Raw genomic sequence first — 23711 nt, forward strand, 5'->3', positions numbered from 1 at the left:
CTTGGGGTTGTGCCGAACAGCATAGTCCGTCACCGGCTGTCGCTCGGCTTTCGATGATGCGCGAGGCCGAAGATTCCCGCGCGTGTGCGGGGAATCTTCGGCTTACAGCGGTGTGCTTATTTGCGCTCGGTGATCTCCCGATACCAGGCCGGATGGTGCTTGCGCGCCCAGGCGCGGCTGACAGTGCCGTAGAGCATGGCGCCCATCGAGCCCTTGAGCCAGATGGCGGCGTAGATGTGCACGATGATGCTGACGATCAGCACAAAGGCGGCGATGGCATGCAGCAGGCTCGCCCAGCGCAGCGAGACGATGCCGAAGAAGCTGCTGAAGTACTCGCGCCAGATGACGATGCCGCTGAGCAGCAACACCAGCATGCTGACGATCAGCACCCAGAACAGCACCTTTTGCCCGGCGTTGTAGCGGCCGACTTCCGGCAGTTTTTCCTCGCGGTTGTGCACCACGTCGTTGATCTGCCTGAGCCACTGGCGGTCGCGTGCTTCGATGCGGTTATGCCCGGCGAAGCGGATCGCCAGCCAGAGGAAGAAGACGAACATCGCGACCCCGATGAAGGGGTGCAGGATGCGCGTCCAGGTGCCGCCGCCGAACAGCCCGGAGAGGCCGAACAGCGCCGGATGGAACAGCGCCAGGCCGGACAGCGCGGCGAGTACGAAGAGGATGGCAACGATCCAGTGATTGGTCCGCTGCGAGGGGTTGTAGCGTTCGATGTCGTTGTTATTCATCGTTGGCTCCTTGAGCGATCGACTCCGAGGATGGCCCCGCGAGCGGGGCCGCCGGGATCAGGGGCGCGGTTCCTTGGGGTCGACCACATGCACCGAAGGATCGACCTGGTGCACCACGGGCTCGCTGAGTTCGGCCTTGTCATCCTCTTCCTCGACGCGGATCGGCCCGACTCGTGTGTAGTGGAAGAAGCCGGCCAGCACCGCCGCGCCCATGCCCAGCAAGGCGAGGGGCTTGGTCACGCCTTTCCACAGGCCGACCAGTGGACTGATGGTCGGCTCGTTCGGTAGGTCGTTGTACAGCGAGGGCTGATCGGCATGGTGCAGCACGTACATCACGTGCGTACCGCCGACACCATCGGGGTCGTACAGGCCGGCCTGGTCGAAACCGCGTTCCTTCAGATCGGCGATACGCCCGGCCGCGTGATCCTTCATATCGTCCTTGCTGCCGAAGACAATTGCCCCGGTGGGGCAGGTCTTCACGCAGGCCGGCTCGAGCCCGACCGACACGCGGTCGGAACAGAGCGTGCACTTGTAGGCCTTCTTGTCCTTCTCGGAGATACGCGGGATGTCGAACGGGCAACCGGTGATGCAGTAGCCGCAGCCGATGCAGTGGTCCTGGTTGAAGTCGACGATGCCGTTGGCGTACTTCACGATGGCCCCCGGCGCCGGGCAGGCCTTGAGGCAGCCCGGGTCGGCGCAGTGCATGCAGCCGTCCTTGCGGATCAGCCACTCGAGGTTGCCGCTGCCGGGGTTCTCGTACTCGGCGAACTTCATCACCGTCCAGGATTCGGCGGTGAGGTCGATCGGGTTGTCGTAGGTCCCGTTGCTGGTGCCGACTTCATCACGCAGGTCGTTCCATTCCGAACACGCCACCTGGCAGGCCTTGCAGCCGATGCACTTGGAGACGTCGATCAGTTTCGCCACATCGCCGATCTCGCGGATCGACGGCCGCTCGGTAGTCGTGGCGGAGCGGGCAATCACGTCTTGAGTAGCCATCATGCCTTCTCCACGTTAACCAGGAACGACTTGAACTCCGGCGTCTGGGTGTTGGCGTCACCGACGAACGGCGTCAGCGTGTTGGTCAGGTAACCGTTGCGCGCCACCCCGGCGAAGCCCCAGTGCAGCGGGATGCCGATGTGATGCACGGTCTGGCCGTCCACCGTCAGCGGCTTGATGCGCTTGGTCACCACCGCCACCGCCTTGATGTAGCCGCGGTTGGACGACACCTTGACCCGCTCGCCGGCCTTGATGCCCAGCTCGTTGGCCAGCACTTCGCCGATCTCGACGAACTGCTCGGGCTGGGTGATCGCGTTGAGCCGGCAATGTTTGGTCCAGAAGTGGAAGTGCTCCGTCAGCCGGTAGGTGGTGGCCGCATAGGGGAAGTCCTCCGCGGTGCCGAACAGCTCCATGTCGTTCTTGAACACCCGCGCGGCCGGATTGCTTATGGCCTGGACGTTATCCGGGTGCATGGGATTGCGGCCAATGGGCGTCTCGAACGGCTCGTAATGCTCGGGGAATGGCCCCTCGTTCATCTTGTCCACGGCGAACAGCCGCGCCACCCCTTCGGGGTTCATGATGAACGGGTTCATGCCTTCCTCTGGGCGCGAATCGACCTTGAAGTCCGGCACGTCGGTGCCGCCCCACTTGGTGCCGTCCCACCACACCAGGCGTTTCTTCTGCGGGTCCCACGGGTCGCCGGCCGGGTCGGCCGAAGCGCGGTTGTAGAGGATGCGCCGGTTGGCTGGCCAGGCCCAGGCCCAGCCCAGCGTTTGGCCCATGCCGTAGGGGTCGGCATTGTCGCGTCGGGCCATCTGGTTGCCGGCCTGGGTCCAGGAGCCACACCAGATCCAGCAGCCGCTGGAGGTGGTGCCGTCGGCACGCAGCAGACCGAAGCCTGGCAGCAGCTCGCCGGCCTTGGCCACCTGCGCTCCGGTCTGCAGGTCGAACACATCGCTCAGGGCCTTTCCGTTGTACTCCTGGGCGATTTCCTCGGCAGTCGGTTCTTCCGGCTGGCGATAGCCCCAGTCGATGTTGAGCAGCGGCTCGGCATAGGCGCCGCCCTCCTTGCGATACAGCTCACGCAGGCGATGGAACAGCCCGCCCATGATCACCACGTCGGTCTGCGCCTGGCCCGGCGGCTCGGCGGCTTTCCAGTGCCATTGCAGCCAGCGGCCGCTGTTGACCAGCGAGCCGTCCTCCTCGGCGAAGCAGGTGGTCGGCAGGCGGAACACCGTGGTCTGGATGCTGGCGGTGTCGACGTCGTTGTACTCGCCGGCGTTGCGCCAGAACTCCGAGGTCTCGGTGGCCAGCGGGTCCATGATCACCAGGTACTTGAGCTTGGCCAGCGCGGCGCTGACCTTGGCCTTGTTGGGGAACGAGGCGATGGGGTTGAAGCCCTGGCAGAAATAGCCGTTGACCTGCCCCTGGTACATCATGTCGAAGACCTTGAGCACGTCGTAGCCGGGGATATCCAGCTTCGGCAGCCAGTCGTAGCCCCAGTTGTTCTCCGCCGTGGCGTTCTTGCCGTACCAGGCCTTCATCAGGCTGACGTGGAATTTCTCGTAGTGCTGCCAGTAGGACAGCTGCCCCGGGCGCAGCGGCTTGGCGGTGCGCTTGGCGATGTAGGCCGCGTAGTCCTGCTCGGCTTCCAGCGGCAGGGTCATGTAGCCCGGCAGCAGGTTGGAGAGCAGGCCAAGATCGGTCAGGCCCTGGATGTTGGAGTGCCCGCGCAGCGCGTTCATCCCGCCGCCGGGCATGCCGATGTTGCCGAGCAGCAGCTGCACCATGGCGCCGGTGCGGATCATCTGCGAACCGGTCGAATGCTGCGTCCAGCCCAGGGCGTACATGATGGTCATGACCTTGCCCGGGGCCGAGGTTTCGGCGATGGTCTCCCACACCTGCAGCATCTTGTCCTGCGGTGTGCCGCAGATGTTGCTGACCACTTCCGGCGTGTAACGGCTGTAGTGCTGCTTGAGCAGATTGAACACGCAGCGTGGGTGGGTCAGGCTCTTGTCGACGCGGGCGAAGCCGTCTTCGTCCAGCTCGTAGCTCCAACTAGCCTTGTCCGTATAGGTACGCCGATCGCCGTCGTAGCCGTTGAACAGACCATTCTCGAAGCCGAAGCCTTCCTTCACGATGAACGAGACGTCAGTGTAGTTGACCACGTACTCGTGCTGGATCTTGTCGTTTTCCAGCAGGTAGTTGATCAGCCCGCCGAGGAAGGCGATGTCGGTGCCGGTGCGGATCGGCGCATACATGTCGGCCACCGAGGCCGAACGGGTGAAGCGCGGATCGACGACCACCAGCCGCGCCTTGTTGCGCGCCTTGGCCTCGGTGACCCATTTGAAGCCGCACGGGTGCGCTTCGGCGGCGTTACCGCCCATGATCAGGATCAGGTCAGCGTTCTGGATATCGGACCAGTGATTGGTCATGGCTCCACGGCCAAACGTCGGGGCAAGACTTGCCACCGTCGGGCCGTGTCAGACACGTGCCTGGTTATCGAATCCCAGAATGCCGAGTGAACGAACCACCTTGTGGGTGATGTAGCCAGCCTCGTTGGAGGATGCCGAGGCGGCGAGGAAACCTGTGCTTAGCCAGCGGTTGACCGTCTGACCCTGTTCGTTGCGTTCGATGAAATTGGCATCGCGGTCGTCCTTCATAAGCCGGGCGATGCGGTCGAGGGCGTCGCTCCACTCGATGCGCTTCCACTCGTTGCTGCCGGCTTCGCGGACCTCCGGATGGGTCAGGCGGTTGGGGCTATGGACGAAGTCGAGCAAGCCCGCGCCCTTCGGGCAGAGAGTGCCGCGGTTGACCGGGTGATCGGAGTCGCCTTCGATGTGGATGATGTTCTGCGCGACGTTCTTGCCGCCGCTGCCCTGGCTGTAGATGATCAGCCCGCAACCGACGGAGCAGTAGGGGCAGGTGTTGCGGGTTTCGCGCGTGTTGGTCAGTTTGAAATGCCGGATCGACTCGGCATACGCCGTCGGTGGGGCCATACCCAATGCCGCCATGCTCGACGCCCCAAGGCCCACACCGCAGACCTTGAAGAACTGTCGACGGTTCATATCCATCGGAGGTTCTCCTTCTTATCAGGCTGGTACGCCGATGCTTTGCCGGCGTCTGCTAAGCAGCTTAGTCAACAATCGGCAAAGTGAAGGACTAATTCCACGTTCCGCTGTGTCTGGCTGCACCGATGAAGGCGCCAGGGTCGAGGCAGGCATTCAGGCATTCAGGCATCGGCGGCCATGGCCAGCTGCTTTTTCCACTCCCGAGGCGAATGCCCGGCGTGCGCCTTGAACGCCCGGGAGAACGCGGCTTCGCTGCCGTAGCCCACTTCGAACGCGATCATTTTGATCGGCCGTCCGCGACGCAGGGCCTTCTGCGCCAGTCGGACGCGCCAGCCCTGCAGATACAGGCCCGGCGTGGTGCCGACGGTCTCGCGGAAGGCCGTGGCGAACACGCTGCGCGACATCCCGGCAACGCTGGCCAGCTCCTCGAGCGTCCAGTCCTGCGCTGGCGCCTCGTGCATCGCCACCAGAGCATTGCGCAGGCGCGGGTGCGCCAGCCCGGACAGCAGCCCACCATTCACCTCGTCGCTTTCCATCAGCTGGCGCAGGACCTGGATCATCACCACTTCGAGCAGCCGCTCGACCAATGCCACGCGCCCACAGCGTTGCTCGAAGGCCTCCTCGAACAGCAGCGAGAGGATCGGCTCGGCGCCCCAGACCTGATCCAGCGGCAGGCAGACCACATCGGCCAGCGCCGAGGCGATCGGGTTGCTGGTGCCGCCTTCGAACGACAGGTTTGCGCAGACCATATCGGCGTTCTGCCCGGGGGCGATGATGAAACGGTGCGTCAGCGGTCGCGGAAACAGTAACAGGCTGGGGCGCTCGACCTGCAGCGATTCCCTGCCATGGCGCACCTCCAGCGTGCCGCTGCGCACCAGGTGCAGCTGCCCGTGCACGCCATCGCTTTGCAGGGTGTTGATGCCGCACAGGGGGCCGGTATTGAACACCTGTGCGCTCATCGGGAAGTGGGTCATCAGCGCAGCGAGCCGGTCGGCCATCTTCGTACTCCTGATCATGTTTTCCGGATTATACGTCTCCAATAGTTTTTTCTGGTGAGCAGAATAGCTCTCACCGGGCAACAACGCCCTGGCCTACCAGCAGAACAGGAACCGTAGCCATGACCCTCGAAAAGATTCTCTACACCGCCACTGCAACCGCCACCGGCGGCCGTGAAGGTCGCGCCAGCTCCTCCGATCAGGCGCTCGACGTGCAGCTGTCCACGCCGCGTGAACTGGGCGGCGCCGGCGGCCCCGGCACCAACCCCGAGCAGCTGTTCGCTGCCGGCTACTCGGCCTGCTTTCTCGGCGCGCTGAAATTCGTCGCCGGCAAGCAGAAGGTCGCCCTGCCGGCCGACACCCGCATCACCGGCAAGGTCGGCATCGGCCAGATCCCCACTGGCTTCGGCATCGAAGCCGAGCTGACCATCAGCGCGCCCGGCATTGCCCGCGACGTGTTGCAGGAGCTGGTCAACCAGGCCCACGTGGTCTGCCCGTACTCCAATGCCACCCGCGGCAACATCGACGTAACCCTGATCCTCGCCGACTGATTCAGCCCACCGTACCTAACTAACAGGAGACACACGCCATGAATGCCATCATCCGCACCTTCACCCTCCCGCTGCTGGCCATCGCGATGCAGCCAGTTTTCGCCGCGCAGCCGGAGCAGATCACGCAACCGACATCCAGTATCGCCAGCGCTCGCACCGCCAGTACCATCACCACGGCCGATGGCGTGCAGCTGTACTACAAGGACTGGGGCCCGAAGGACGGTCCGGTGGTCACCTTCAGCCATGGCTGGCCGCTCAACTCGGATAGCTGGGAATCACAGATGCTGTTTCTCGCATCCGAGGGCTACCGAGTGGTCGCCCATGACCGCCGCGGTCATGGCCGCTCCAGCCAGACGTGGGAAGGCAACGACATGGATCACTATGCCGACGACCTGGCCGCGGTGATCGAGGCGCTGGACCTGAAGGACGTGACCCTGGTGGGCTTTTCCACCGGTGGCGGCGAGGTGGCGCGCTACATCGGTCGCCACGGCACCGAACGGGTGAAGAAGGCCGTGCTGGTCAGCGCCGTGCCGCCGATGATGCTGAAAACCGCGGATAACCCGGGTGGGCTGCCGCTGGAAGTCTTCGACGGCATCCGCAAGGCATCACTGGAGGACCGCGCGCAGCTGTACCTCGACCTCGCCTCCGGCCCGTTCTATGGCTTCAATCGTCCGGGGGCGAAGGTCTCCCAGGGCCTGATCGACAACTGGCGCGCCCAGGGGCTGCAGGCCGGGCACAAGAACACCTACGACTCCATCGCCGCCTTCTCGGCCACCGATTTCCGTGGTGACCTGAAGAAGTTCGACGTGCCGACGTTGGTGATCCACGGCGACGATGACCAGATCGTGCCGCTGGACAGCTCCGGCAAGGCGTCCGCTGCATTGGTCAAGGGTGCGAAGCTGATCGTCTATCCCGGTGCTCCGCACGGCCTGACCGACACCCACAAGGAGCGCTTCAACAACGATCTGCTGGCCTTTCTCAAGGAGTGATGCGCCGGGGCTCTATCGAGCGGCTCGCAGCACCGCGTCACTTGCCGCTCAGAAACGACAAACCCCGCCAGATGGCGGGGTTTGTCTGTGGACTGCGCTAAGGCAGACCAGATTTTCTACACGACGCCGATCAGGCGTTCTGGCGGATACCAGCCACGAGCCAAGGCTGGTTCTCGCCCTGGGCACGTTCCATGCGCCAGCTTTCGCTGAACGGCTCGCCCTGGTCGAAGCGCGAAGTTTTCGCGGTGCCGGTGAAGGTCAGGGTCGCGGTGGTCTTCTCGGCATCGTCGTCGACGCCGTCGAGCTGGATTTGCAGATCGTCGATGTAGGTCGACTGATAGGCATCACCGATCTCGGCGCGCTCCTGCTTGAGGAAGCCCAGCAGCTGTGGGGTGACGAACTCGGAGATCTTGTCCATCTCGTTGGCGTCCCAGTGCTGCTGCAGCGAGAGGAAGTGCTCGCGGGCTGCGGCGACGAAGCTCTGCTCGTTGAACCAGGCCGGGGCATTGATCACCGGAGCGGCGGCGACCGGGGCGGCGCTGCCACCGAAGATGGAGGTCGACGGCTGCTGCGGCATGTCACGCTGCATCGGCGCATGGCCGGCCATGGCAGGCTGCTGCTGGCGACGGCGTGCGGCGAGGAAGCGGAACAGCAGGAACGCGATCAGGCCGAAGATCAGGATATCCATGAACTGGATGCCCTCGAAGCCGTCGCCCATGAACATCGAGGCGAGCAGGCCACCGGCGGCCAGACCGGCCAGCGGGCCGAGCCAGCGCGAGGCACCGCTGGCGGCAGCGGGCGTCTGACGGCCAGCCAGATTCGGTGCGGCCTGGGTCTGCTGGGGCGCCTGGCGGGTCTGGTGGCTGGGCGCCGAGCCGAAGCTCTTGCCGCCGCCGAAACGCTTGGCGTGGGCGTCGAGCGCGAAGGTCAGGCTGATACACAGCGCCATGAAGATGCTAAGCACACGTTGCATTGAGTGTTCCCGCTAAAAAGAGTGGAGTACGCGCGCCATCCTGCCGAGGCAGGCAGGGGTTGGCCAGGGGCAGTATGTTACCGGCTTTTGCTTGCGACCGTTGGTCGCGCCAGGTCAGCGCTGGGCAAGATGCGAAAACGGAGCCTGACGGCTCCGTTCTGTGCTGCAGCGGGTTTAGCGCCAGTTGTACAGCTCCTTCTCGGAGATCTCGTGCATCGGCTTGACCTGTTCCTGGAAGGCTTTCATCGAGGCCCAGATGCGGCCGTTCAGCTCGCTCTGTTCGGCCAGCTCGCCGAGCACCAGCTCCGACTGCTCCTGCATGGCGCCGAGCACTTCGTCGGGGAAGCGCTTGAGCTCCACGCCTTGCTGCTTGAGCTGGTCCAGCGCCAGGGCGTTGTTGTAGACGTAGTCATCCATCATGTCGCGGCTGGCCGCGCGGGTCGCCTCGGTGAGGATCGCCTGCAGGTCCTCGGGCAGGGTGTCCATCGCCTTCTGGTTCACCAGCAACTCCAGCACCGCCTGCGGCTCCTGCCAGCCTGGGTAGTAGTAATACTTGGCGGCCTTGTGCAGACCGAAGGCCAGGTCGTTGTACGGGCTGACCCAGTCGGTGGCGTCGATGGCACCGGTCTGCAGCGCCGTAAACACTTCGCCGCCGGGCAGATTCACGGTGGTTGCGCCGAGACGCGCCAGCACTTCGCCGCCGAGGCCCGGCATGCGGATCTTCAGCCCGCGCAGGTCGTCCAGCGAACTGATTTCCTTGTTGTACCAGCCGCCCATCTGCATGCCGGTGTTGCCGACCACCATCGGCTTCACGCCGAAAGGTGCATAGGCCTCTTCCCAGAACTTCTGGCCTTCGCCCTTGCTCAGCCAGGCGTTCATCTCGATGGCCGACAGGCCGAACGGTACCGAGGTGAAGAACTGCGCGGTGGGCACCTTGCCTTTCCAGTAGTAGGCGGCGCCGTGGCCCAGTTCGGCGGTGCTGCGGGAAACGGCATCGAACACTTCCAGCGCCGGGACCAGTTCGCCGGCCGCATAGACCTTGATGGTCAGGCGGCCGTCGCTCATCACCTTGACGCGATCGGCCAGGCGTTCGGCGGCGGTGCCCAGGCCCGGGTAGTTCTTCGGCCAGGCGGTGACCATCTTCCAGGCGTAGGTCTTGGCGGGTTCGCTGGCGGCCTGCTGGCCTGTGGTTTCGACTTTCTTGTCGTCGTTGCAGCCGGCGAGGCCGAGGGTGGCAAGCAAGGCAGCGGCAGCACCGAACAGATGGCGGCGTTTCATGGGTCGGTATCCTTGGAAGACTCTTCTTATAGGAATGGCTTGTTGGTATGACGGGTTGACGTTAGCGTCAACCTCACAGGGCTTCAAGTTTCGCGTAGCTGAGCATCAGCCATTTGCTGCCCTCGTCCTCGAAATTCACCTGCACCCGTGCCTGAGCGCCGGCGCCTTCGAAGTTGAGGATGGTGCCTTCGCCGAACAGCGAATGGCGCACGCGCTGGCCAAGGTTGAACGGTGTTTCCGGCACGCCGGCGCCGTCGAACAGCGACGAGCCGCTCATGCTCTTGCCGCTGAACGAGCGCGTCACCGTGTTGTTCAGGCGCACTTCCTGCACCAGCGCTGGCGGAATCTCACGGACGAAGCGCGAGACCTTGTTGTAGGTCTCGCTGCCGTACAGCCGGCGGGTCTCGGCATAGGTGATCACCAGCTGCTGCATGGCGCGGGTGATGCCGACGTAGGCGAGGCGGCGCTCCTCTTCCAGGCGGCCGGATTCCTCCAGGCTCATCTTGTGCGGGAACAGGCCTTCTTCCATGCCGACCAGGAACACCAGCGGGAACTCCAGACCCTTGGCGCTGTGCAGGGTCATCAGCTGCACGCTGTCCTCGTGATCGCCGGCCTGCTGCTCGCCGGCCTCCAGCGAGGCGTGGTCGAGGAAGGCGGCCAGCGGCGACTGGACGTCGTCGTCCTCTTCGCTGTAGTTGTCGAAGGCGCGCGCGGCGGAGACCAGTTCCTCAAGGTTTTCCACCCGCGCCTGGGCCTTCTCGCCCTTCTCGTCGCGGTGGTAGGCGAGTAGCCCGGATTCCTCGATGACCAGCTGCGCCATGCTGTGCAGCGGCAGTTTCTCGACCTTCAGCGCCAGGGTGTCGACCAGCTCGACGAAGCCGTTCAGCGCGCTGGCGGCACGCCCGGACACCGCCTTGGTGCCGACCGCCTGGTGCAGCGCGGCCCACATCGACAGGCCCTGCTCACGCGCCAGCTGGCGCAGGCATTCAACAGTCTTCTCGCCGATGCCGCGGGCCGGCACGTTGATCACCCGTTCCAGCGCCGCGTCGTTGTCGCGGGTCTGGATCAGGCGCAGGTAGGCCATGGCGTTCTTGATCTCGGCACGCTCGAAGAAGCGCTGGCCGCCGTAGATGCGGTAGGGAATCTTCTCGCGCAGCAGCGCCTCTTCCAGTACCCGCGACTGGGCGTTGGAGCGGTAGAGGATGGCGATCTCGCTGCGGCTCATGCCGTCGCGGATGGCTTTCTCGATGCTCTCGACCACGTAACGCGCTTCGTCGTGCTCGTTGAACGCGGCGTACAGGCTGATCGGCTCGCCCTCGCAGCCGGAAGTCCAGAGCTCCTTGCCGAGACGACCCTGGTTGTTGGCGATCAGCGCGTTGGCGGCCTTGAGGATGCAGGCGGTGGAGCGGTAGTTCTGTTCCAGGCGGATGGTTTCGGCGTCCGGGAAGTCGGCGCTGAACTGGTGCAGGTTCTCGATGCGCGCGCCGCGCCAGCCATAGATCGACTGGTCGTCGTCGCCGACCACCATCAGGCTCTCGCCGCCCTTGGCCAGCAATCGCAGCCAGGCGTACTGCACGGCGTTGGTGTCCTGGAACTCGTCCACCAGCACGTGGCGGAAGCGCCGCTGGTAGTGATCGAGCAGGCCCGGATGGTCGCGCCACAGGTCCAGGGCGCGCAGCAGCAGCTCGGAGAAGTCGATCACCCCGGCGCGGGCGCAGGCCTCTTCATAGGCTTCGTAGATCTTCAGCTGGGTGGCGAGGAACAGGTCACCGCCTGCCTGGATGTTGCGCGGACGCAAGCCTTCGTCCTTCTGCGCGTTGATCCACCACTGCGCCTGGCGCGCCGGCCAGCGTTGCTCGTCGAGGCCGAGTTCGCGGATCACCCGCTTGACCAGCCGCTGCTGGTCGTCGGAATCGAGGATCTGGAAGTTCTGCGCCAGCTTGGCCTCCTGCCAGTGCGCGCGCAGCAGGCGGTGGGCCAGGCCGTGAAAGGTGCCCACCCACATGCCCTGCGGGTTCACGTGCAGCAGCTGCTCGATGCGCTGGCGCATCTCGGCGGCAGCCTTGTTGGTGAAGGTCACCGACAGGATCGAGTGCAGCGAGGCGCGTTCGACCTGGTGCAGCCACGCGATACGGTGCACCAGAACGCGGGTCTTGCCCGAGCCGGCGCCAGCCAATACCAGCTGGCGGCCAAGCGGCGCGGCCACGGCCTGGCGCTGAGCATCGTTGAGGGAATTCAGGAGGAGAGAGAGATCGTCATGCATCGCGGCATTCTATTGGAAATGCCTGCGCTGCGCTCGCCCTGTGGTCCGTTTGGCCGAGCGCCATGCCTCGCGGCGGGAGTCTGCTTCGCCTTATGGCTTATGCCGGAACTCCGTTGGTCGGTGAGCACGGCCCACAGACCAATTTCCGATGCAGCATGTATGACGCGAGACTAGCAACGTGCCATTATCGGCCGTGTTTTGGTTCCGAGAGAGCCTGATTCGGGTGCAGTTATTACTAGAACAACAGACATGACCGATTCCATTCGAACCGCCTTCCCGGGGGCTGCGACCGCTGTTGCAGATGGGATGGCGCCCTCCGACCACATTGCCGAACGCACACGTTTGCTCTATCTGGGGTCGCGCGTCCCGGCGCTGTTGCTATTGCTCTCGACGCTGATCTGCGGCGTGGTGCTATGGGAGGACAACGGCGGCATCGAACTCGGTGGCTGGATCGGCTGGATGCTCGCGCTGGGCCTGCTGTGGCTGCAGCAGGTCATGGCGTTCGGCAAGGCTAGCCCCGAGGGGCAGGCCGATGCGCACTGGCGCTGGCGGTTCTTTCTCGGCAGCAGCATATGTGCGGTCAGCCTGAGCTATGCAATGGTCGCGCTGATACCCGCCGATGCTTTCGCCACGCAGGCGCTGCTGTACGGTTTGATCGGTTCGGTCGTCGTCGCCGCCAGCGTCGCCTATGGCGTCTGCCTTCCTGCTTTTTTCTGTTTCGCCGTGCCCAGCCTGCTGCCGACCGGTTTGCTGTTGATGACCAGCGGTCATCCGCTGCAGCAGGGTTGGGGGCTGCTGGCGATGATCGTGCTGGCGACCTTGAGCCTGACCGCCTGGCAGATCAGCCGGCTGGTGAACGACGGGCTCGAACAGCGGCTGCACAAGCAGCAGCTGATCGAGCGGCTGGAAACCGCCGGCCGCGAAGCCGACCAGCTCAATCGACGTCTGGCCTCGGAGGTGGAGCAACGCCGCCATGCCGAAAAGCAGCTGCGCAGTGCCTACGATGGCCTCGAGCAGCGCGTCGCCGAGCGCACCGCGGAACTCGCGCAGCTCGCCGAAGAGCTGGGGGAAAGCGAGGCGCGGTTGAATCTGGCGCTGGATGCCAGTGGCCTCGGGCTGTGGGACTGGGATCTGCAGAACAACCATGTTCACCATTCCCGTCTGGAAGTGGTCTTCGGCATCGGCCGGCAGCACCGCTACGACGAGGATGGCTCGCCGTTGCCGGACATCCATCCCAAGGATCTGGAAGGCGTGCGCGCCATCCTGATCGCGCACCTGAAGGGCGAAACCGAGCAGTTTGCCGTCGAGTACCGTGCGTTGCGCGCCGACGGCAGCGAAATATGGCTCGAGGATCGCGGCCGGGTGATCCAGCGCGACGCCGCTGGCCGTGCCCTGCGCATGATCGGCACCCGTCGCGACATCAGCGAGCTGCGCCGCCAGGCCGAACAGCAGCGCCTGGCAGCGACGGTGTTCGAGGCGGCCAGCGAAGGCATGGTGATCATGAACGATCACTACCGCGTGCTGGCGGTCAACGACGCCTGCTGCGCGCTGTCCGGCTACAGCCGCGAGGAATTGCTCGGGCACAGCGTGGCGCGCATCGCCGGTTCGCCGGAGAGTCAGCGCCAGTACCAGACCATGCGTGAAGCGCTGGAACTGCACGGTCACTGGCAGGGCGAGCTGATCGAAACCCGCAAGAGCGGCGAGGTCTACCCGCAGTGGGTACAGCTGCGCGAAGTGCGCGATGCCAACGACAGCGTCACCCATGTGGTCGCGTTCATCTCCGACATCAGCGTGCGGCGCAAGATCGAAGAGCGTCTGCGCTACCTGACCCATTACGACGACCTCACCGGGCTGGCCAACCGTGGCCTGCTCAAGGAGCGTCTGCACGAGGCCTGCCAGCGGGTGCGCCGCAACGGCCGCAACATGGCGGTGCTCTACATCGACCTGGACCGCTTCAAGCTGCTCAACGAAAGCCTCGGGCACGAGGCCGCCGACGCATTGCTGCGCGAGATGTCGCGGCGCATCACCCAGACCCTGGCAGATGCTGACACCATCGCGCGGCTGTCCGGCGACGAGTTCGTCGTGCTGTTCGACGCCTACGGCAGCCTCAGCAGCCTCGCGCATCTGGGCAGCCGGCTGCTGCAGCGAATCCGCAAGCCGCTGATCATCGATGAGCAGGAGCTGGTCATCAGCGCCTCCATCGGCGTCAGCCTGATGCCGGACAACAGCCGTGACGCGGAAGTGCTGCTACGCCAGGCGAACATGGCCATGCAGCAGGCCAAGCATCTGGGCGGCAACACGCTGCAGTTCTTCACCGACCGGCCGCAGGCGTCGAGCATGCAGTACCTGCAGCTGGAGAATCAGCTGCGCAAGGCGCTGGAAGTCGGCCAGCTGGAAGTCTTCTATCAACCACGTCTGAGCTTGGCTGACGATGCCCTGGAGGCCGCCGAAGCGCTGGTGCGCTGGCGTCATCCGCAGCGCGGGCTGGTCGCGCCGGCGCACTTCATTCCGCTGGCGGAAGAAACCGGTTTGATCATTCCGCTCGGTGAGTTCGTCCTGCGCGAGGCCTGCCGCCAAGCACGCCAGTGGCTGCAGGACGGGCTGGCGGAGATTCGCGTGTCGGTGAACCTCTCGGTCAAGCAGCTGCGCCAGGGCAACTTCGTCAGCCTGGTGCGCCAGGTGCTCGAGGAAACCGGCCTGCCGGCGACCATGCTGGAGCTGGAGCTGACCGAGAGCCAGTTGCTGGACGATATCGACAATGCCATCAGCATCAGCGAGCAACTTCGCGCGCTAGGGGTCAGGCTGGCGATCGACGACTTCGGCACCGGCTTCTCGTCGCTGAGTTACCTCAAGCGCTTCCCGGTGGACTACGTGAAGATCGACCGCTCGTTCATCAGTGAGCTGGAGCATTCCAGTCAGGATGCGGCGATTACCCGGGCGATCATCGCCATGGTCCACAGCCTGGAGCGCAAGGTGGTGGCCGAGGGGGTGGAAACCCAGGCGCAGATGGATTTCCTCAAGGCCAACCAGTGCGACGAGATTCAGGGCTACCTGCTCAGCCCGCCGGTGCCGGCCGAGCAGTTCGCCGAGCTGCTGCGCTAACCGCGAGTGGTGCTGCCGTCGAGTTCGCGCATCAGCAGGGCGTAGCGCAGATCGACGTCTTCCGGCACCGGCAGGTAGACCGTGTGACCGTCGCCCGGAGCCACCTCGATGGCTTCGCCGCGCTTGTTCTCCAGCTGCTCCAGGCGCAGGTTGAGGTTGCCCTGCGGCGTCATTAGCTCCAGCCGGTCACCGACCGCGAAGCGGTTCTTTACCTTCACCTCGGCCAGGCCGTTGCGCCGCTCGCCGGTCAGCTCGCCGACGAACTGCTGACGCTCGGAGAGCGAGAAGCCGCGTTCGTAATTCTGGTATTCGTCGTGCACATGGCGGCGCAGGAAGCCTTCGGTGTAGCCGCGGTGGGCCAGCGATTCGAGGGTGTCCATCAGAGACTTGTCGAACGGCCGCCCGGCGAGGGCGTCGTCGATGGCCTTGCGGTAGACCTGCGCAGTGCGCGCCACGTAGTAGTGGCTCTTGGTGCGGCCTTCGATCTTCAGCGAGTGCACGCCCATCTGCACCAGGCGTTCGACGTGCTGCACGGCGCGCAGGTCCTTTGAGTTCATGATGTAGGTGCCGTGCTCGTCCTCGAAGGCGGACATGAATTCGCCCGGACGGCTGCTGTCTTCGAGCAGGAATACCTTGTCGGTGGGAGCCCCGACGCCCAGGGTCGGGTCGTCCTGCGCCGCGACCTGCTGTACGGCAATGGGCTCGTAGAGGTGAACCGAGTTGCCCAGTTCGTTCTCCTTCGCCTCATGGGTCTTGTACTCCCAGCGGCAGGCGTTGGTGCAGCTGCCCTGGTTGGGGTCGCGCTTGTTGATATAGCCGGACAGCAGGCAGCGGCCGGAATAGGCCATGCACAGCGCGCCGTGGACGAACACTTCCAGCTCCATGCCCGGCACCTGTTCGCGGATCTCGCCAATCTCCTCCAGCGACAGCTCGCGGGAGAGGATCACGCGGCTGACGCCCTGGCTCTCCCAGAACTTCACCGTCGCCCAGTTCACCGCATTGGCCTGCACCGAGAGGTGGATGGTCTGCTGCGGGAAGTGCTGGCGCACCAGCATGATCAGCCCGGGGTCGGACATGATCAGCGCATCCGGTCCCATCGCCACCACCGGCTCCAGATCCTTGATGAAGGTCTTCAGCTTGGCGTTGTGCGGGGCGATGTTGACCACCACGTAGAACTGCTTGCCCAGTGCATGTGCTTCGTCGATGCCAAGCTTGAGGTTGGCATGGTCGAACTCGTTGTTGCGCACGCGCAGGCTGTAGCGCGGCTGCCCGGCATACACCGCATCGGCGCCGTAGGCGAAGGCATAGCGCATGGATTTCAGCGTGCCGGCAGGCGACAGCAGCTCGGTGCGGTAGGGGGTGCTCATGGCGCGGGACTCGCAGGGGTATCGAAAGCGCGGCATTTTACTGCGCTTGCCCGGCGATTGCGCGTCGTCTTCGATGGTTGCAGAGCGTGACGGCGCCCCGCGGGGCAGGGCGCCGGGCCGTCAGGCCGCGGATGCTTCCTTGAGCATCTCGTAGAGACGGTCCTTGAGCTGCAGCTTCTGCTTCTTCAGATTCTCCACCTCGCTGTCGGTACCTGGCACGATGTGCGCTTCGATGTTCTTTACGTGCTGGTCGAGCTCGTTGTGCTCGTCGAACAGACGGGCAAAGGTCTTGTTTTCCGCCTTGAGACGAGTGATCAGGTCGCGGTACTCGGGAAACATGGCAACTCCTGCGTTGTGGATGAGCGGGCGAGCCGGTCAGGCGTAAGCCGTGACCGGCCTCTTGTCTCCATAGTCATCCTGCGCGGTGCCGGCGGTATTGATCGGTGTCATGCGTCCAGACAGCAAAACGCCGGGACGAGCCCGGCGTTTCGGTCCTGCACCTGGATCAGGCCGCGGCGATCACGTCGCCGTGGTTTTCCGGCTCGATCAATGCGCGGTGCAGCGCAGCGATCGCGGCATCGTAGTCCTCTTCGTTGACCACGCACTGCATCTCCACCTGGCGGATCGACTGGTGGATCGCCTGGATGCTGATGCCCGCTCCAGCCAGAGCCGCTACGGTCTTCGCCAGGATGCCCTTGACCTTGAGGTCCGAACCGATCGCCGAGACGATGGCCAGGTTGTGCACCGTGACCTCGGCGGCCGGGTACTTCTCCTCGATCAGCTTGGCCGCGCGGTTGATCAGCTTGCGCGAGCCGGAGGCGTAGTAGGTGATGCTGTTGGCATCGGAGTCCTTGTTCACCACGTAGAGCTTTAGCTGCTTGAGCAGCTTGCTGATCTCCATGTCATGGCTGATGTCGCCGAGCATGTCCTGGTCGAACACCTCGATGCCGAAGACGTCCTTGCGCCCGGCGATGATTTCCACGCAGGGCTTCTCGGACTTGTAGTCCTGGCTGATCAGCGTACCGCCGTGCTCGGGCTCGAAGGCGTTCTTGATGCGCAGCTCGACGCCGGCGCGACGCAAGGTCTTGGCCGCGCGCGGATGGATCGCCTCCATGCCGAGGTTCGACAGCTGGTCGGCGACGTCGTAGTTGGTGCGCCCGATGGTCACCACCTTGTCGGCACCGACCAGGTTCGGGTCGGCGGAGGAGAGGTGGAATTCCTTGTGGATGATCGCCTCGTGGGCACCGGTGGCGGCGGCGATCTGGGCGAAGGTGATCTCGCTGTAGCCGCGGTCGTAGGTGTTCATCAGGCCTTCGGCGCAATGCGTGTAGCCGGTGGCGACCACCAATTCACGGTTCAGGTCGAAGCCGGCGAAGTGGCTGGCGATCATCTCCTCGAACGGCAGCGGCGCTTCCTGCTGCCAGCCGGTGAGGTCGGCCAGGCGCGCGTTGACGCCGCGCTGCTTGAGCGCCAGCACCGAGTTGAAGGCGCTGTGCGCTTCACCGAGGGAGGCGAGCATCTCGCGCACCTTCATCAGGTGCTCGGAGAGCTGGAAGTGCCCGTAGGCACAGAGCTTCTGCAGGCTGTGCATGCACTCGCTGGCATCGTCGATGCGCGAGTTGATGAACTGGTTGGCGGCGTGCAGCTCGTACTCGGAGCTGAACAGCTCGGCGTTCTTGCTCAGCATGCGCTGGCGCACGTGCTCCAGCGCCTCGCGCCAGGCGCCTTCGCTCTGGGCGTCGGCGAAGCGCTGATAGACGCCGGGTTCGCCGGTTTTCTTGTGTTCCAGCAGCAGGTTGGTCATGCCGCTGTAAGCCGAGACGACGAAGATGCGCTGGTACAGCGCTGCGCCTTCCCGGCGGCCGATGAAGATATTGTCGAGGACTTCCTCGAAGCGGCTCATCGACGTGCCGCCGATCTTTTCTACGGTATGCATCTTTTTATTGCGTCCGAATCTGGCAGGCCGTTGACGGGCCCGGCGCGGCTGGCGCACCTGTCGATCAACGAGCTGGAAGTGAGTTCATCCCTGGGCCAATAAGCGATCGGCCAAGCCGGGGGATCGGGCCCGTCATCAGACGCGCCCGATCGCCTCAGAGATACTGTTGCGGCTGAATGTCCAGCGGCTTGAAGTTCTCACGCTCGGCGACGAAGGCCGGGCGGGGTTTCTGCTCGCAGAACGGCGGCTGCACGGCATTATCCACGTGGTTGTAGACGTAGAACAGATTGCTCCGCGCGCTGGGTGTGATGTTGCCGTTGGAGCCGTGCATGGTGTTGCAATCGAAGAACACCACGCTGCCGGCCGGGCCGGTGGCGCAGTCGATGCCGAAGCGGCTGGCCAGCTCGCTCAGGCTGTTCTGGTCGGGCACACCGAACTCCTGCTTGCGCAGTGACTTCTCGTAGTGGTTCTCCGGCGTGGCGCCGACGCAGCGCACGTAGTGCTTGTGCGAGCCGGGCATGAGCATCAGCGGGCCGTTGTGCGGCTCGTTGTCGGTCAGCAGGATCGAGCAGGACAGGCAGCGCATGCGCGGCATGCCGTCCTCGACGTGCCAGGTCTCGAAGTCCGAGTGCCAGTAGAACTCCTTGCCGGTGAAGCCGGGCTTGAAGTTCATCCGCGACTGATGCACGTACAGATCACCGCCGAGAATGTAACGGGCGATGCCGGCGGTGCGCTCATCGGCGGCCACGCGGGCGAACAGTTCGTTGTCGCTGTGAATGTCGAACACCGAGCGGACGGCGCCGCTGTCGGGTTCCTTGATGGTCTTGCCGGAGCCGGCGACGGCCGGGTCCTGGCGCATGCGCTCGAGTTCGGCGCGGAATACCGCCACTTCGTCAGCGCTGAACAGGTTGGGGATGACCAGGTAGCCGTCGCGCTCGAAACGCTCGATCAGCTCCGCCGCTATCGGCGCATTCTCCAGGTCGCTGCGGTAGACGACCGGATCCAGGCGTTCCTGCCAGCTGGGCTGGTCTTCCTGGCGCGAGGGATACAGGTCGGCTTGCATAGGGTTCACGCTTACCTCCTTTTCTTGTGATGGTGGGGCGGCTTCATGGCCGCCCCGGTAAACCGGTATCAGACGGTTTCGGCCTCCAGCGGATAGACGCCGCTCTCGTCATGTACTTCCTTGCCGTTGAGCGGCGGGTTGAAGACGCAGGCCATCTTCATGTCCTCGCTACCGCCCCGCAGCAGGTGCTCGTCGTGCTTGTCGAGGATGTACAGCGTGCCGGGTTCGATCTTGTAGATCTTGCCGTCGGCGATGGTCTCGATCTCGCCGTTGCCGCTCATGCAGTACACCGACTCCAGGTGGTTCTGGTAGTGGATGTGCGTCTCGGTGCCGGCGTAGATGGTGGTTATGTGGAACGAGAAACCCATATTGTCGTCTTTGAGCAACAGACGGGTGCTGTCCCAGGTGCCGGTCTTGCTGTGTACCTTGCGGTTGGTCTGCTCGCACTCGGCGAGGGTTCTGACGATCATTGCAAATACCTCAGGAAGCTTGGTTTTCGGCCTGCTCGCTCATCACGGCAGCGAAGGCCTTGTCGAGGATGGCGAGTGCGCGGTCGATCTGCTCGTCGCTGATGATCAGCGGGCAGAGACACTTGACCACTTCGCTGTGGGCGCCGCTGGTTTCGATCACCAGGCCGTTCTCGAAGGCGTGACGGCAGACGGCGGAGGCGATATCGCCATCCGGGCAGCTGATGCCGATCATCATCCCGCGGCCCTTGAGGAACAGCGAATCCGGGCCGTGGCGGCGGACGATGCGCTGCATGCCGTCGGCGATGCGCTTGCCCTTGGCCTTCACGCTGTTGGCGAACTCGTCGTTCTGCCAGAAGTGCTCGACGGCTGCGGCAGCAGTGACGAACGCATGGTTGTTGCCGCGGAAAGTGCCGTTGTGCTCGCCCGGCTTCCACTGGTCCAGCTCGGGGCGCAGCAGCACCATGGCGAATGGCAGGCCATAGCCGGACAGCGACTTGGACAGGGTCACGATGTCCGGATGGATGCCCATTTCCTCGAAGCTGAAGAAGGTCCCGGTGCGGCCGCAACCGGCCTGGATGTCATCGACGATCAGCAGCATCTCGTGCTTGCGGCAGAGCTTCTCGAGCTTGCGCATCCACTCGGTCGACGCAGTGTTCAGTCCGCCTTCGCCCTGCACCACCTCGACGATCACCGCAGCCGGCTTGTCGATGCCGCTGGAGGGGTCGGAGAGCAGCTTGTCCATCATGCCGATGGTGTTGGTCTTGTCGCCGAAGTAGTTGGCGTACGGCATGCGGCTGACATCGGTGAGGCTGATGCCGGAGCCGCCGCGGTGATGCTGGTTGCCGGTCGCGGCCAGCGCGCCGATGCTGCAGCCGTGGAAGCCGTTGGTGAAGCTGATGATGTTGTTGCGCCCGGTGACCTTGCGCGCCAGCTTCATCGCCGCTTCGACCGCGTTGGTGCCGGTCGGGCCGGTGAACTGCATGCGGTAGTCGCCCATGCCGCGCGGTTCGAGGATCAGGCGGTTGAAGGTTTCGAGGAAACGCTCCTTGGCCGCGGTGTACATGTCCAGGCCATGGGTGATGCCGTCGTTCTGGATGTACTCGAGCAGCGCCTGCTTGAGTACCGGGTGGTTGTGCCCGTAGTTGAGCGTGCCGGCACCGGCGAGGAAGTCGATGTAGCGCTTGCCGTCCCTGGTGACCAGTTCGGCACCCTGGGCCTGGTTGAAGACCACGGGGAAGGAACGGCAGTAGCTACGAACCTTGGATTCGTTCAGTTCAAAAGTTTTCATGCGTGCTCCTTGAGCTCTTCTTCTAGATGGGAAACGGTGAACGGGCCGGCGCGGTAGAGCACCTCGTCCTCGTGCTGACCGCCAAAGTGCGCGGCGCGGGAGAACAGCGTGCGCGTGGTGCAGTCGGCACCCAGCCGATCGAATGTCCGCTTGAACAGTGCCTGCGACGCCGCGTTGTCCGGGGAAATGGTGGTTTCCATGAAGCGCACGTCGTGCTCACGGGCCACACGGGCCGTCAGCGCCAGCAGCATGCGCAGGGCCAGGCCCTGACCGCGCATCGAACTATCGACGGCGACCTGCCAGACGAACAGGGTGTCCGGGCGGGCAGGGGGGCGGTAACCCGAGATGAAACCAACCAGTTCGCCCTGGGCGTTCTCTGCGGCGATGGCGGTGTCGGCGAAATCGGAGCACTGCAGCAGGTTGCAGTAGACCGAATTGGTATCGAGGGGCTGGCAGCGCGCCACCAGCTGATGCAGGTTGTAACCGTCGCCGTCGGTTGGGCGACGGAGCACTACGGTAGGGAAACTCAAAACAATGCCTTTGGGGTTGTTGATTGAATTCCTTTTTAGGGTAGGCATATCCGGAGAAGTTTCTCAACCCGAACTTCTGAATATGCGAAGTTAAGAGCGCTGCATATATCGCTCGATCCCGCGTAATTACGGCGATTGCGCCGTGGATGTTTCAGTCTGTTTCATTTCGCCAAGCTGGCGGTGAAGGCTGATAGTTGCGGGGAAGTTTCGGGAGTGCCGCAGGAAGTTCGATGGCAGTGATGCACAGAAGTTCGCCTTGAGTGGCCATGACGTAGCTGAAAGCTGCATGAATGCTGGATTTGCGGTGGTTGAGCGGTGCCCGAGTCGTTCGCCATGCACGCGCTGTTGGGCATGGGGTGCTGCGGATAAGTGTGCAGGGAAGAATCAGGCTGAGAATCGACGCGGAAATAGCACTAAATGGCGGCGTGAACTACCGATGATATTCCGCTGATGTGACGTCTGTATGTCGGCGCGATATGGCCACGGCCGAGCTAGTTGCTCGGCGTAGTTGTGGTGGTCGCGATCGATGATTTCGGAAAGTCTACCGATCCGCTCTATCTCGCGTTATACGGGGGCTGTGGCGAAGTTGTCGGAAGTTGTGCCAGACAACTTCATTGCCACCAGCGATGACCCTGGCGTTCGATGAATTGATGGGCCTGTTCCGGGCCGTCCTCGCCGGCCGGATAGGGGCGCGGCTTGCGGTAGTAGCTGTGCCAGCCGCGCAGGATGGGATCGACCCAGTTCCAGGCCGCCTCGACCTCGTCACGGCGCATGAACAGCGTGGAGTCGCCTTCGATCACATCCAGCAGCAGCCGCTCGTAGGCTTCCCAGCGACGGGTGCTGCTGAAAGCGTGCGCCAGGTTCAGATCCAGCTCCACCGGTTCCAGCTGCATGCCCTTGCCGGGTGCCTTGGCCATCAGCTGCAGACTGATGCTTTCTTCCGGCTGCAGGCTGATCACCAGGCGGTTCACTTCACCCTTGCTGAACAGCAGGTGCGGCACCTGTTTGAAGGTGATGATGATCTCCGAGCGCTTGCGCGCCATGCGCTTGCCGGTGCGCAGGTAGAAGGGCACGCCAGCCCAGCGCCAGTTGTCGATTTCGGCCTTCACCGCGACGAAGGTTTCGGTGTCGCTGTCGTTGTCGATGTTCGGCTCGAAGTAGTAGGCCTGCACGTCGTGGCCACCGATGCGGCCGGCGCCGTACTGGCCGCGCACGGTCTTGTCCAGCACGTCGTTGCCCGTGATCGGCTTCAGCGCCTCGAGCACCTTCACCTTCTCGCCGCGGATGTGCTTGGCATCGAAACGCACCGGCGCCTCCATTGCCACCAGGCAGAGCAGCTGCAGGAGGTGGTTCTGCAGCATGTCGCGCATCGCGCCAGCGTTGTCGTAGTAGCCGCCGCGGTTCTCCACGCCGAGGGTTTCGGCGACGGTGATCTGCACGTGGTCGATATGCCCGGAGCGCCAGATCGGCTCGAACAGCGCGTTGGCGAAGCGCAGCGCCATGAGGTTCTGCACCGTTTCCTTGCCCAGGTAGTGATCGATCCGGTAGATCCGCGACTCGGGGAACACGGCGCCGATCGATTCGTTGATTTCCAGCGCCGAGTCCAGCGAATGGCCGATCGGCTTTTCCAGCACGATGCGCGCATCGTCACCGGCCAGCCCGGCGCTTTCGAGATTGGCGGCGATGGGTTCGAACAGATCCGGCGCGGTCGCCAGGTAGTACACCCGCACACGGCCGTCGGCCTGGCCAAGGTGATGGGCAAGGCGCACGTAATCGCCGCGCTGGTTGGCGTCCATGGCGAAATAGTCCAGGCGCTGGGCAAAGGCCTGCCAGGTGTCAGGGCTGAAGTCGCTGCGGGCGACCTGCGCGCGGCAATGCCGCTCGGCCAGGGCCAGGTAGCCGTCGCGGTCGAGCTTTTTGCGCGCCAGGGCGAGTATCCGTACGTCGGCGTGCAGGCGTCCGTCACGGTGCAGGTGGTAGAGCGCCGGAAGCAGTTTGTGCAGCGTCAGGTCACCGGTCCCGCCGAACACGAGCATGTCACAGGATATCGACATCGATTCTCTCCCAGGGCCAAAAAATGGGCGTCGTGGCGAGGCTTG

18 protein-coding genes are annotated in these 23711 nt (G+C 64.1%); 3 read left to right on the forward strand and 15 right to left on the reverse strand.

The window, feature by feature from the left end; translation table 11 throughout:
* Nucleotides 1–116 precede the first annotated feature (116 nt).
* The 4 genes from RT582_RS09555 to RT582_RS09570 all read right to left on the reverse strand — a co-directional run bounded on the left by RT582_RS09555 (nt 117) and on the right by RT582_RS09570 (nt 5805).
* Complete coding sequence (locus RT582_RS09555) at nt 117–740, reverse strand: formate dehydrogenase subunit gamma (protein WP_003284087.1); 624 nt, start codon at nt 738–740, stop codon at nt 117–119.
* 57 nt (nt 741–797) lie between these two features.
* Nucleotides 798–1736, reverse strand: a complete 939-nt coding sequence (gene fdxH, locus RT582_RS09560; RefSeq protein ID WP_313477265.1) for a formate dehydrogenase subunit beta — start codon at nt 1734–1736, stop codon at nt 798–800.
* Nucleotides 1736–4810, reverse strand: coding sequence for a formate dehydrogenase-N subunit alpha (fdnG, locus tag RT582_RS09565; RefSeq protein ID WP_313477243.1), 3075 nt, complete (start codon nt 4808–4810; stop codon nt 1736–1738). Before fdnG ends, fdxH begins: the two co-directional genes overlap by 1 nt.
* 158 nt (nt 4811–4968) lie before the next feature.
* Complete coding sequence (locus tag RT582_RS09570) at nt 4969–5805, reverse strand: AraC family transcriptional regulator (protein WP_313477244.1); 837 nt, start codon at nt 5803–5805, stop codon at nt 4969–4971.
* 119 nt (nt 5806–5924) lie between these two features.
* Here RT582_RS09570 and RT582_RS09575 point away from each other — a divergent pair, with 119 nt between their 5' ends.
* Entirely contained in the window at nt 5925–6353 is a 429-nt protein-coding gene (locus RT582_RS09575) for an organic hydroperoxide resistance protein (RefSeq protein WP_313477245.1), read from the forward strand.
* A gap of 38 nt (nt 6354–6391) precedes the next feature.
* On the forward strand, nt 6392–7342 hold the full coding sequence (locus tag RT582_RS09580) for an alpha/beta fold hydrolase (RefSeq protein ID WP_313477246.1): 951 nt from the start codon (nt 6392–6394) through the stop codon (nt 7340–7342).
* A 130-nt stretch (nt 7343–7472) separates the two neighbouring features.
* Here the strand turns inward: RT582_RS09580 and RT582_RS09585 are convergent, their stop codons facing one another.
* From RT582_RS09585 to uvrD, 3 genes are all read right to left on the reverse strand, one after another.
* On the reverse strand, nt 7473–8315 hold the full coding sequence (locus RT582_RS09585) for a Tim44 domain-containing protein (protein ID WP_312917551.1): 843 nt from the start codon (nt 8313–8315) through the stop codon (nt 7473–7475).
* 174 nt (nt 8316–8489) lie between these two features.
* Complete coding sequence (locus tag RT582_RS09590; protein WP_313477247.1) at nt 8490–9593, reverse strand: TRAP transporter substrate-binding protein; 1104 nt, start codon at nt 9591–9593, stop codon at nt 8490–8492.
* Nucleotides 9594–9666: 73 nt separating this feature from the next.
* Nucleotides 9667–11856: a DNA helicase II gene (uvrD, locus tag RT582_RS09595; protein WP_313477248.1), complete on the reverse strand. Its 2190-nt coding sequence runs from the start codon at nt 11854–11856 to the stop codon at nt 9667–9669.
* 249 nt (nt 11857–12105) lie between these two features.
* On the opposite strand from uvrD, the gene RT582_RS09600 reads away from it, so the two are divergent.
* Nucleotides 12106–14958, forward strand: a complete 2853-nt coding sequence (locus RT582_RS09600) for an EAL domain-containing protein (RefSeq protein WP_313477249.1) — start codon at nt 12106–12108, stop codon at nt 14956–14958.
* Here the strand turns inward: RT582_RS09600 and trhP are convergent.
* The 8 genes from trhP to zwf form a co-directional block, all read right to left on the reverse strand.
* Nucleotides 14955–16325 (reverse strand): prephenate-dependent tRNA uridine(34) hydroxylase TrhP, encoded by a 1371-nt coding sequence (gene trhP / locus RT582_RS09605; RefSeq protein ID WP_313477250.1) that lies wholly within the window; start codon nt 16323–16325, stop codon nt 14955–14957. The genes RT582_RS09600 and trhP overlap by 4 nt on opposite strands.
* A gap of 120 nt (nt 16326–16445) precedes the next feature.
* The gene (locus RT582_RS09610) at nt 16446–16664 is read right to left on the reverse strand and encodes a YdcH family protein (RefSeq protein WP_110778448.1); all 219 of its coding nucleotides are present in this window, start codon (nt 16662–16664) and stop codon (nt 16446–16448) included.
* Between the two features lie 166 nt (nt 16665–16830).
* A complete protein-coding gene (locus RT582_RS09615) occupies nt 16831–18261 on the reverse strand; it encodes an aspartate kinase (protein WP_313477251.1) in 1431 nt (476 codons plus the stop codon).
* Between the two features lie 154 nt (nt 18262–18415).
* A complete protein-coding gene (thpD, locus tag RT582_RS09620) occupies nt 18416–19324 on the reverse strand; it encodes an ectoine hydroxylase (protein ID WP_045666734.1) in 909 nt (302 codons plus the stop codon).
* A 68-nt stretch (nt 19325–19392) separates the two neighbouring features.
* Nucleotides 19393–19794: an ectoine synthase gene (locus RT582_RS09625; protein WP_090522665.1), complete on the reverse strand. Its 402-nt coding sequence runs from the start codon at nt 19792–19794 to the stop codon at nt 19393–19395.
* A gap of 10 nt (nt 19795–19804) precedes the next feature.
* Nucleotides 19805–21082: a diaminobutyrate--2-oxoglutarate transaminase gene (ectB, locus tag RT582_RS09630; protein WP_313477252.1), complete on the reverse strand. Its 1278-nt coding sequence runs from the start codon at nt 21080–21082 to the stop codon at nt 19805–19807.
* Nucleotides 21079–21594: a diaminobutyrate acetyltransferase gene (ectA, locus tag RT582_RS09635; RefSeq protein WP_313477266.1), complete on the reverse strand. Its 516-nt coding sequence runs from the start codon at nt 21592–21594 to the stop codon at nt 21079–21081. The genes ectB and ectA overlap by 4 nt, the downstream gene beginning before the upstream one ends.
* Before the next feature lie 629 nt (nt 21595–22223).
* Nucleotides 22224–23666 (reverse strand): glucose-6-phosphate dehydrogenase, encoded by a 1443-nt coding sequence (gene zwf, locus RT582_RS09640; RefSeq protein WP_031297446.1) that lies wholly within the window; start codon nt 23664–23666, stop codon nt 22224–22226.
* Nucleotides 23667–23711 lie beyond the last annotated feature (45 nt).

This window comes from Stutzerimonas kunmingensis, from assembly GCF_032106285.1.
Classification (GTDB): domain Bacteria; phylum Pseudomonadota; class Gammaproteobacteria; order Pseudomonadales; family Pseudomonadaceae; genus Stutzerimonas; species Stutzerimonas kunmingensis_B.